This window comes from Flavobacterium sp. NLM, assembly GCF_002210235.1.
GTDB classification, from domain to species: domain Bacteria; phylum Bacteroidota; class Bacteroidia; order Flavobacteriales; family Flavobacteriaceae; genus Flavobacterium; species Flavobacterium panici.
The window spans coordinates 317,637-328,878 of the sequence record NZ_LIAC01000010.1 but is presented as its reverse complement, the minus strand read 5'-3'; the positions used below and the strand labels follow the sequence as shown (position 1 = coordinate 328,878).

Annotated in this window: 11 protein-coding genes; 7 read left to right on the top strand and 4 right to left on the bottom strand. The window is 33.1% G+C overall.

Annotation, left to right across the window (positions count from 1 at the left end):
* Positions 1-324 precede the first annotated feature (324 nt).
* The gene (locus APR43_RS14680) at positions 325-1,185 is read right to left on the bottom strand and encodes a hypothetical protein (RefSeq protein ID WP_053472077.1); all 861 of its coding nucleotides are present in this window, start codon (positions 1,183-1,185) and stop codon (positions 325-327) included.
* Between the two features lie 159 nt (positions 1,186-1,344).
* On the opposite strand from APR43_RS14680, the gene APR43_RS14675 reads away from it, so the two are divergent.
* Positions 1,345-2,322, top strand: a complete 978-nt coding sequence (locus APR43_RS14675) for a polyprenyl synthetase family protein (protein WP_053472078.1) — start codon at positions 1,345-1,347, stop codon at positions 2,320-2,322.
* A gap of 2 nt (positions 2,323-2,324) precedes the next feature.
* On the opposite strand, the gene APR43_RS14670 is transcribed toward APR43_RS14675, so the two are convergent.
* A complete protein-coding gene (locus tag APR43_RS14670) occupies positions 2,325-2,768 on the bottom strand; it encodes a hypothetical protein (RefSeq protein ID WP_053472079.1) in 444 nt (147 codons plus the stop codon).
* Between the two features lie 560 nt (positions 2,769-3,328).
* Between APR43_RS14670 and APR43_RS14665 the strand changes: the two genes are divergently transcribed.
* From APR43_RS14665 to dnaG, 4 genes are all read left to right on the top strand, one after another.
* A complete protein-coding gene (locus tag APR43_RS14665) occupies positions 3,329-3,889 on the top strand; it encodes an RNA polymerase sigma factor (protein ID WP_053472080.1) in 561 nt (186 codons plus the stop codon).
* The gene (locus tag APR43_RS14660; protein ID WP_053472081.1) at positions 3,876-4,604 is read left to right on the top strand and encodes a hypothetical protein; all 729 of its coding nucleotides are present in this window, start codon (positions 3,876-3,878) and stop codon (positions 4,602-4,604) included. Before APR43_RS14665 ends, APR43_RS14660 begins: the two co-directional genes overlap by 14 nt.
* A 352-nt stretch (positions 4,605-4,956) precedes the next feature.
* Positions 4,957-5,985, top strand: coding sequence for a hypothetical protein (locus APR43_RS14655; protein WP_053472082.1), 1,029 nt, complete (start codon positions 4,957-4,959; stop codon positions 5,983-5,985).
* Positions 5,986-6,113: 128 nt separating this feature from the next.
* Entirely contained in the window at positions 6,114-8,180 is a 2,067-nt protein-coding gene (gene dnaG, locus APR43_RS14650; protein ID WP_053472083.1) for a DNA primase, read from the top strand.
* Positions 8,181-8,268: 88 nt separating this feature from the next.
* Here dnaG and APR43_RS14645 read toward each other — a convergent pair whose 3' ends face one another.
* Positions 8,269-8,898 carry a response regulator transcription factor gene (locus APR43_RS14645; RefSeq protein WP_026730588.1) on the bottom strand — a complete coding sequence of 210 codons (630 nt, stop codon included), beginning with the start codon at positions 8,896-8,898 and terminating at the stop codon, positions 8,269-8,271.
* Positions 8,899-8,990: 92 nt separating this feature from the next.
* Positions 8,991-9,797, bottom strand: a complete 807-nt coding sequence (gene nadE / locus APR43_RS14640; protein WP_053472084.1) for an NAD(+) synthase — start codon at positions 9,795-9,797, stop codon at positions 8,991-8,993.
* 122 nt (positions 9,798-9,919) lie between these two features.
* Between nadE and gldB the strand changes: the two genes are divergently transcribed.
* Together gldB and gldC are read left to right on the top strand one after the other, a co-directional pair.
* The gene (gene gldB, locus APR43_RS14635) at positions 9,920-10,873 is read left to right on the top strand and encodes a gliding motility lipoprotein GldB (RefSeq protein ID WP_053472085.1); all 954 of its coding nucleotides are present in this window, start codon (positions 9,920-9,922) and stop codon (positions 10,871-10,873) included.
* A complete protein-coding gene (gldC, locus tag APR43_RS14630) occupies positions 10,873-11,208 on the top strand; it encodes a gliding motility protein GldC (protein ID WP_053472086.1) in 336 nt (111 codons plus the stop codon). Before gldB ends, gldC begins: the two co-directional genes overlap by 1 nt.
* Positions 11,209-11,242: the final 34 nt, after the last annotated feature.

The window sequence follows — 11,242 nt, the reverse complement described above, 5'->3', positions numbered from 1 at the left end:
TGCGGGCAATTGGCCAATAAAGAAGCGGATGCAGTATAGTCCCTACGGGACAAAAGCGATATCGCGTAAATGATGCCTACCGATATATAATCTCTCCAAGATATTCTAATAGAGCAGGTAAACATATACTCCGTTAGGAGTTAGAGATCGGTAGCTGCCGATATATCTATCCAAGATAAATATTCCGCTAGGAATATCTCATCGGTAGAAAAAAAATGACAATATAATTATGTTCCGGAGGAACATTTGATAGGTAATAAAAAAAGCATTAAAAACGAGGGTGAATCTTGCTTTTAATGCTTTTTTTGTGGGCAAAAAGGGATCTTATTTTTTCAAATCAATTTCTTCTGTAACGCCATCTTTGGTTACAGAAGCCAGAGTATCGCAATCTCCATTGCCATAATCAATAGTAGCCGAAGCTCCATTTTTAGTTATTTCAACAACTCCTTTTACTGCAAATGATTTTCTGCACGAAGCTTTAAATTCTAATGGAGTCGTAATTTCTGCAGTATAAGTATCTCCGTTTGGTAAAGTTGTGGTACCGCTTCCGGTCACGACAAAAACATTATCTTCCCAATTGAACCAAGTGTTATAACCCGCGGTCATTTCTTTTACTAAAGAACCTTTTCTAATATAAACCTTTCCGTCATCAAAAGTAATAGTCAAATCAATTGCTGCGGTTAAAACCGGATGTGCTTCTGCCAGTAAATCAGTTGATTTTACCGTTCTTATAATGCTTTTGCTTCCCTGAAGTTTTTTACCATTGTGATAAAATCCTTCAAACGTATAACTGATTGTTTGAGTAGAAGCCGAAAAATCATTAGAAAACGAAACCACCATTTTTCCTTTTACCGTATTTCCGTTATCAAGCGTACAGCCGTCAACGCCAAAATCTATTGTTTTTGTAAAAGTATTATTCGTTAAAACTGTTGTAATAACAGCACATTCAGGTAAAAAGTGTTTTATGTTTCCAGAAGGTTTGCTATTGATGTTTACCTGAGAAATAAACTGATCTTCAGCAATATTAGTAACATCTTCAATAGAGGCGTCTATTTTAGAATTTGCAATTATCTCGTCGTTAGTAATAGCCTTGCTAGTTCCGTCATTTGTGTTTTCATCAGAATTACAACTTGTAAATAATGATAAAGCGATACAGGTTCCAATTAATAAAAATTTTGTTTTCATAATAAATAGTTTTTTTGGTTTTACTTTTCAATGAATTCAAATTAGTTATTAGATTGAGGTGTTTTTGGATTGTTTTTTTTAAATTAGTGCATATTTATAGATATACTAACATAAAATAGACAACGTTTTTTTATTTAAAATAGTATATTTGAAATCGAAATGAATATTACTTCACAAATAAAACAGCCTATTATTACCGAGATGGAACTTTTTGAAAAAAAGTTTCACGAATCGATGACTTCAAAGGTTGCCTTACTAAACAGAATCACCTATTATATTGTAAACCGAAAAGGAAAACAAATGCGTCCGATGTTTGTTTTTCTGACTGCAAAAATGGTTTCCGGCGGAATCGTAAATGAAAGAACCTATCGAGGCGCTTCGGTTATTGAATTAATTCATACGGCAACTTTGGTTCATGATGATGTGGTGGACGACAGTAATCGCCGCCGCGGATTCTTTTCTATAAATGCCCTTTGGAAAAATAAAATAGCCGTTTTAGTTGGAGATTATTTACTTTCAAAAGGTTTACTGCTTTCTATCGATAACGGCGATTTTGATTTACTCCGAATCATTTCTGTAGCTGTTCGCGAAATGAGCGAAGGTGAATTACTTCAAATAGAAAAAGCCCGAAGACTCGATATTACCGAAGATGTTTATTACGAAATTATCCGAAAAAAGACTGCAACACTTATTGCGGCTTGCTGTGCACTTGGCGCAAAATCGGTAATTGAAGATGATATTCAGGTAGAGAATATGCGAAAGTTTGGCGAATTGATCGGAATGGCATTTCAAATTAAAGACGACTTATTCGATTACAGCGAAGAAGCCATCGGAAAACCAACCGGAATCGATATTAAAGAGCAAAAAATGACTTTGCCTTTAATCCACGTTTTAAATACTTGTACTCCACAAGAAAAAAAGTGGTTGATAAACTCCATCAAAAACCACAACAAAGACAAAAAACGCGTAAAAGAAGTTATTGCCTTTGTAAAAGATAATAATGGTTTGGCTTACGCCGAAAACAAAATGGTACAATTCCAGCAGGAAGCGCTTTTCCTTTTAGACAATTACCCGGATTCTGAATTCAAAGGGGCGCTTACTTTAATGGTAAATTACGTTATTGAAAGAAAGAAATAATTTTAGATTGAATCTACGATTAAAATATTCGTATTAATTTCTTCGATTTCTTTTTTCATTCTAATACAATTTACAAGAAACCAGTCAGCGCAAAGAATAGTATTGTAATCAGGATCTCTAGATCTGTAATTTTGGTTCATATCTGCTTCCTCTTTTTCTTTGAGAAAATTTTGCTTTAACCAGACAAATTCAGCTTCTATTCTTTGAAATAACAATTTGTTTTCTTGATTTAAATTTTCAATTTTGGATATTTCTTCGATTTCTTCTTTAGAAAATTCGTGTTTATATTCACTTTTATCTAAATCAGCGTCTAAAATTTTTTTCATTAAAAGGATCATGTAATCTAAAAAACGTATGAAATCTTTGGTTTTTACATTTTTACCATCATTAACTTCATCAATTTGATCTACATCAAAATAATCAGTAAAATTTCCATATTGAAACATAAAGCCATATGCGTTTCTACCATGTATTTCGTATAGTGATTCTATGCCATTATTGATGTATAATTCGTTGTATACTTTTTCGTAACCTTCTCCTTGCTGATGTCTTCTTTCATAATCAATTTCTCCAAGCCAAAAAGTTAGTTCCCATAATTCATTTGGGCGAATAGTATTGATATTAGAACTAACTTTTTGAATTACATTGTTAAATGTTACAACATAACGATCTCCAAATTCAGCTTTTCTTTCAAGAATAAAATCTTCAAAAGACTTTTTAAATTTAGTTTTTGAATGTAAATCTAAAATTAAATTGTTTTTGCTTTTTCAGCATCCAATTTAAAAAACTCTGTTGTTCTTCCCATTTCTATAAAACTATTGATCAAATATAATTTATATATTTTTATTTTCAGGCAAGACGCTTCTTAAACCAAGAATCTGTTATAGTTTTGGAATTTGGAATTTAAAAATTGAATTTTTTTTACCTCCCATGCAACCATTTCAAATCGACATGCGTCTATGCTAATAGAAGTCTGTTTCTAAAACCAAAAACCGAAAGCTTATTAATGAAAATTATTCATTTACATCAAGAAGAAACTAAAATCATAAAGCTTGCTGTCGAAAATAATCGACAAGCACAGCAGCAGATTTACAGTAAGTTTTCTTCGAAAATGTTAAGTGTCTGCCGACAATATATAAAAGATATTCAGCTGGCAGAAGATGTAATGATAACAGCTTTCATGAAAGTATTTACGAATCTAAAAAACTTTGAACATAAAGGAAGTTTTGAAGGTTGGATTCGCCGAATTATGGTTAACGAATGTATTTCTTATTTAAGAGTTCAGAAAAAAGTAAAATTTACCGAAGATGAATTTTTTGTCGAAGAAAGTTTCAACGAAATCGACAGTCAGTTTACAGTTGATCAAATTCAGTTTTTAATTGATGCACTGCCGGATGGTTATAAAATGATTTTCAATTTATATGCCATCGAAGGATATAAACATAATGAGATTGCTAAGATGTTAGGAATTAATGAAGGAACATCAAAATCGCAATTATCGCACGCTAGAAAAATGCTGCAAACACAAATTACTATTCTAAAAAAACAAGATAATGGAACCGAATAATTTTGAAAAGGATTTCCGTGAAAAACTAAATCAACGCAAAATTGAGCCAAGCGAAAAAGCCTGGGACCGATTAGATGCCATGTTGAGTGTTGCCGAAGAAACTAAAAAACCAAGAAAAAATAGAAAATGGCTATATATCGCTGCCAGTATCGTTGGATTTTTGCTGGTTGGAACTTTCTTTTTCAATCAAAAGAAAGATGCGATTGAAACACCTAAAACTGTTGTAATTGAAGAGAATATTAAAAAAAATTCTGTTGCTAAACCAGTTTTGAATAAAGTTGAATCCGTTCAAACTGAAACTGTAATTGCCGAAAAATCTCCAACAGAAACTCTAGCAAAAAAATCAAATAAAAAAGAAAATAACTTTAATCAAACACCAAATAAAACCATCAAAAATGAATCAAATCAAATAGCGGAGTCTTCAGTCATCATCAAAAATAATCAAGAAAAACAATCAAATACAAATCCAGTCGTAGTTACTGAAAATCCTAAAAAAGAAAATACCGATCAGTTACTAGAAGCGGCAGAAAAAACCGTTTTGGCTCAAAACTCGGTAAAAAAATCAAAAGTAAAAATCAATGCTGCGGATTTACTAAACCAAGTCGATGGCGAATTAGAGCTTTCGTTTAGAGAAAAAGTAATTACCAAAGTCAATAAAAATTACCAAACGGTAAAAGTGGCTTTAGCAAATAGAAACCAGCAGGAGAAAGAATAAAGAGTATAGAATAAAGAGCATAGAATAAAGAATATAGAATAAAGAAGCAAAGAATAAAGATTTTCAGTTCCGGAGGAACGATTCATATTGTAGCGTCGGGTTTCAACCCGATGGAGATGCAATAAGAAGTAAGAAACAAGAGTACAGATTTTCAGTTCCGGAGGAACGATTCATATTGTAGCGTCGGGTTTCAACCCGATGGAGATGCAATAAGAAGCAAGAAACAAGAGTACAGATTTTCAGTTCCGAAGGAACGATCCATATTGTAGCGTCGGGTTTTAACCCGATGGAGAATAAAAATCAAATCATTAATCATTAACAATCAACAATTAATAATCATCATCAATCAATCATGAAAAATTTTACCATTTACCTCGTAATCCTGGTTTTCTTATTCGTAAGTAAAGTATTGGGGCAGGAAACCTTTGAATCCAGAGCAAAGCAAATTGCTAATAAAATCGAAAAGATTACCAAAGAAGAAAAAGAAACCTTGAAACAAGAAATTGAAGCAGTAAATGTGCAATTATCAGAAGGGAAAATTACGCAAGAGCAAGCTGATAAGCGCAAAAGAGAATTAGCAGAAGCCCGTGCTGTAATTATCGAAGAAAAAGTGACTTTGGCACAAAACGAACTTAACGATTTGGTTCAGCAAAAAGTCGACGGAAAAATCAAAGAAGATTCTTCTAAAGTCTACATGATTCGATGGAAATCTAACAGACATGACAAAGATTCAATTCATGGCGAAAAAAGAACAACATCACAGTTTGTATTTGCAATGGGATTAAACAACACCATGATCGACGGAAAACTTCAGGATTCTAATTACCGTTTTATGGGTTCGCATTTTTACGAATGGGGTTTTACGTATAACTCAAGATTAATGAAAAATGATAATCTGCTTCATGCAAAATACGGACTTTCGTTAATGTATAATAATATTCGTCCAACAGATAACAGAAGTTTTGTGGTAGACGGTGATCAAACGAATTTGGTAGAAAATCCGGTTCATTTGACAGAATCCCGTTTCAGAAACGTGTATTTAGTGGCTCCCGTTCATTTAGAATTTGATTTTACAAAAGCGAGGGAAAACAACGGAAAAAAATATTTCAAAACCCACAAAAGTTTCCGTTTTGGAGTAGGAGGTTACGCCGGAATCAACGTAAAATCAAAACAAATTTTAAAATTTGAAGAAGATGATTTAAAATATAAAACCACAATTAAAGGCGATTATAATGTAAATAATTTTATTTACGGCTTGAGTTCTTACATTGGTTACAGAGAATTGAGTTTGTATTTTAAATATGATTTAAATCCCATATTTCAGGATAATTTAACCAAAGAAAACAATGTTTCTTTAGGATTGCGTCTTGATTTGAATTGAGAATAAAGTTTGAGTTTAGTTAGTAAAAAAGTGCTTCGAAAGAGGTACTTTTTTTATTTTAATAACAAAAATTCAAAATTGATTTATGTACTTTTACAAGCTATAATTTTTAAAAAATAAATTACGTTTTGATTTCACAAAGTACAATAGATTCTGTTTTTGAAACTGCTCGAGTTGAGGAGGTTATTGGTGATTTTGTCAATTTAAAACGAGCAGGAAGTAACTATAAAGGTTTGAGTCCGTTCTCTGATGAACGCTCGCCTTCGTTTATGGTTTCGCCTGCAAAAGGAATCTGGAAAGATTTTAGCTCCGGAAAAGGCGGAAATTCAGTTGCTTTTTTGATGGAACACTCGCATTTTACCTATCCCGAAGCCATTCGGTATTTAGCCAAAAAATACAATATTGAAATCGAAGAAACCGAACAAACAGATGCTGAAAAGGCAATGACGGATGTTCGTGAAAGTATGTATCTGGTTTCAGAATTTGCTGCAAAGTATTTTGAAGATGTTATGGTTAATTCCGAAGAAGGAAAAGCCATTGGTTTATCTTATTTTAAAGAAAGAGGATTTACTGCCGAAACAATCAAAAAATTTAATTTAGGATATTCACCAGAAACCTGGGATGCATTGACTAAAGAAGCACTAGGAAAAGGCTATAAATTAGAATTTCTTGAAAGTACAGGTTTAACAATTGCCAGAGAAGATCGTCCTTTTGACCGTTTTAAAGGTCGTGTAATGTTCCCAATTCACAGTATGTCGGGGCGTGTTTTAGGTTTTGGAGGACGTATTTTAACCAACGATAAAAAAGCCGCAAAATACCTCAATTCACCCGAAAGTGACATTTACCATAAAAGTAAAGTCCTTTACGGAATTTATCAGGCAAAGCAGTCAATTGCAAAACTAAATAATTGTTATTTGGTAGAAGGTTATACGGATGTTATTCAGTTTAATCAAGCCGGAATTGAAAATGTTGTAGCTTCTTCAGGAACAGCTTTAACGCCAGATCAAATTCGATTAGTGAATCGTTTGACGAAAAATATTACGGTACTTTTTGACGGTGACGCTGCCGGATTACGAGCTTCTATTCGAGGAATCGATTTGATTCTGGAAGAAGGTATGAATGTCAGGGTTTGTACTTTTCCTGATGGAGATGATCCTGATAGTTTTGCCCGCAAAAACTCCCACGACGCTTTAGTTGCTTATTTAGAAGAAAACAGTAAAGATTTTATACAGTTTAAAGCTTCCATCCTGATGAATGAAGCTAAAAACGACCCAATCAAAAAAGCAGACTTGATTCGTGATATGGTAACGAGTATTTCAAAAATACCAGACCGTATTCAGCGTGAAGTATACATTCAGGAATGTGCCCGAATCATGGATATCTCGGAGCAGGTTTTAGTAAGTACGCTGGCGCAGTTAATTCAAAAAGATCTTGCAGATGCTAATAAAAAACAAAAGCAGGAACAAAAACCTTTTGATGTTGTTAGAAATCAGCCTTCAAAAAATGCCAATTATTCCGGAGGCGATCCCGAAGATCCAAGAAACGGACCGCCGGATGATTATCCAGGCGATTTTGGCTATCCGGCAGAACAGGAGAAAGTAGACATTTTATACGGTTTCGAAAGAAAAATTATTGAAATATTATTGCTTTACGGAAGTGTAGAAGAAGATTTTGAAGATGTTTTCCTGAAAGCAGATGAAGAAGGAAATATTAAAGAAATTACTGAAAAACGAAGATACAGAGTTTACGAAAAAGTTTATTTGAGTCTTCAGGAAGATGAGGTAGAACTGTCAAACTCATTATTTCAAAATATTTACAATAATATTATTGAATTCTATAATCAAAACGAGGCTTTTAGTCTTGATAAATATTTGATGCACTTACAACCTGATTTTGCGCAGGAAGTGACCAATATTTTAATGGAAGATGAAAAAGTCAACATTCACAATTGGGAAGGACAGAATATTTTTCCGAAACATAAAAACGAAACCATCGAACAAAACGTTTCAGAAACTATATTTTCTATGAGATGGTTTTTGGTTTCAAAACTTATTCATGAATTAAAAAATTCACTTATTTCTGATCCGCAGGAAGATAATTCAGAATTGTTGATGATGGTAGTAGATTATTCTAAATTATTGAATAATTTTTCTAAAAAGCTAGGAAGGGTAGTAGTTCCTTACCACGGCGGATAAAAAATCAAAAAGCTCTATAGTGATAAACAATATAGAGCTTTTTTTATGGTCGATGATTCTGGCCTAAGCGAATCAGGATACCATCAAATTAAATAATTTCTAAAGTCTTAGCCTTATTTACTAAGTCTACTAAATTAGTAACGTTTAATTTAGTTAATAATCTTAGTTTGTAAGTACTGATCGTTTTCTCGTTCAGATTTAAGATTTTAGAAATCTCATTGTTTTTCTTACCATCACTTAAATAACGTAAAACCTCGATTTCACGGTTAGAAAGTTTTCTGTACAAACGTTCGCTCTTGCTTTGTTTAGCAATAAGGGCCATGTTTTTGCGAACTGTTTCGTTGATGATAATTTTTCCTTCATGTACTTTAATAATAGAAAGACCTAAAGTTTCAAGTTTTTCTGTTTTGTGTACATACCCGGATACTCCTGCTTTAATAGCATTTGGAGCATACATTTGCTCAGCTAGGTCACTGAAAATTACAATTTTTGTCTTCGGGAAATTTTTCAAGATTGATTTAACTTCGAAGATACTTGAAAGTCCTTCTAATTCTAGATCTAAGATTAGGATGTCGATTTCCTTCGTTTGAAGAATATCTCTAACCATTGAAAAATTGCCTACGTTGGCAACAATTGAAATTTGATCGTGGTCTTTGAAATAAGACTTAACGCCAAAGTGAGTCACAGGATGATTGTCTGCAAGACATACTTTAATCATAATTTTACCTTTTTAGAATTGTTATCATGTTTTTGGAATTGTAAAATTAATAAATAAATTCTGTAATTAATTGTTGACAAATGTTAAAAATTTTATTTTAACGTTTTTGGGATCAAACAAACTGGTATTGCATCCATTTTATGCTTGTTGCTGGTGTTTAATCTTTTATAAATTTCAAAGACAGATTTTTCTCTCCCATTGAAGTCATCTGCCGATTTTCCTGACTCCGCGGCGATCATCGCCCATTCCAGTTCATCATAACTTGCTCCTAATTGATCTTCATCTGTTCTGTTATCTCCAAAAAGTCCATCTGTTGGAGCAGCTGTTAAAATTGAATTTGGAATAGTTAAAAATTCGCCTAAAGCATAAACATCAGACTTCATTAAGTCAGCAATTGGGCTCAGGTCAACACCGCCATCACCATACTTTGTGTAGAAACCAACGCCGAAATCTTCCACTTTATTGCCTGTTCCGGCCACTAAAAGCCCGTGAATACCAGCTAGATAGTATAAAGAAGTCATTCTTAAACGCGCTCTTGTGTTAGCTAATGATAAATTAACTTTTGTTGAATCTTTTGAAGTTGGCACAGATGACTTAAACGCCTCAAAAGTGTCAGTTAAATCTGTTTTTACACTCGAAACGTTTGGAAAACGTTTTTTTAACTGATCAATATGTTCTCTTCCTCTTGATACCTGACTTTCAGCCTGATGAATCGGCATTTCTACGCATAAAACCTGCAAACCGGTCTGTGCACATAGCGTAGAGGTCACTGCAGAGTCAACTCCGCCTGAGATTCCGATTACAAATCCGTTGACTTTTGCATTAGCAGCATAATTTTTTAACCATTCAACAATATGTGTATTTACTTTTTCTGTTTGAATTGTGCTTTTTTTAGCCATAATAGTTCAAGTTTTAAGATGGAGGGATGTATATTTGCAGAATTATTTTTTTAACTACATATACTAAATATATATGTAATATGTATTTAAAAATCCAGCAACACAAATCTAAATAAAATAAAATGAAAATTTATCGCTTTGTAGTGGTTCTGTGCTTGTTTTTTTTGTCTTGTGACCAAAAAACAAAGGTTGAAAAAGAGGTCGAAGAAATTCCGGTAGATATAAAAGTAGAACGTTTTGATAAAGCGTTTTTTGAAACTAAACCAGAGGATCTTGCCAAACTAAAAAAACAATATCCATACTTTTTTCCCGGGAACGATGATAACGTCTGGCTTCAAAAAATGAAAGAGCCAATTTGGAGAGAAGTTTACGAAGAGGTACAAAAAAAATACAGCAATTTTGAACCTGTCCGCGAAGAATTCAATGAGCTTTTTAAACATGTAAAATATTATTTTCCTAAAACCAAAACGCCAAAAGTTGTTACTGTAATAGGTGAAATGGATTATAATGCAAAAGCAATTTATGCAGACAGCTTAGTTGTGGTTGCTTTAGAACTGTATTTAGGAAAAGATCATAAATTTTATGAGTTTCCGGCCTATTTAAAATACAATTTTGAAGAAAAGCAAATTATGCCCGATGTAGTTTCGAGTTTTACCTACCGAAACATTCCGGCTTATCCGGATAAAAATTTAGTTTCTCAAATGATTTTTGAAGGGAAACAATTATATGCAAAAGATTTGCTTCTGCCGAATTATACAGATGCAGAAAAAATGGGTTACACACCCGAACAAATAAAATGGTGTGAAGAAAATGAAAGCTATATGTGGCGTTATTTTCTTGAAAGCGAAATGTTGTACAGTTTAGATCCTAAATTAACAACACGATTTATAGCACCGGCTCCATTTTCTAAATTCTATTTAGAAATTGACAATGATTCTCCGGGAAGAGTCGGAGCATGGATAGGCTGGCAGATTGTTCGTTCGTATATGAAAAACAACAATGTGCCGCTGTCAGAATTATTAAAAGTGAATGCAAAAGAAATTTTCGAAAAGTCAAAATATAAACCTAAGAAATAATGTCAAATACAATACAATCAGAAATTAAATTCAACGTCGAGTTAGACGAAAACCGTGTTCCGGAAAAATTAACCTGGAGCGCACAAGATGGAGGTGTTCAAGCCGAAGAAGCAAAAGCAATAATGTTGTCAATTTGGGACAGTAAAGCGAAAGAAACAATGCGTATTGACCTATGGACAAAAGATATGCCGGTAGACGAAATGAAAATTTTCTTTCACCAGACTTTAGTAGCAATGGCTGATACTTTTAAACGTGCCACAGACGACGAAAAAATGTCAGATACAATGAAAGATTTCTGTGATTACTTTGCAGAGAAACTGGAATTGACAAAATAGTTTTAAATTCCAATAAAAAAATCCCAAATTCCAA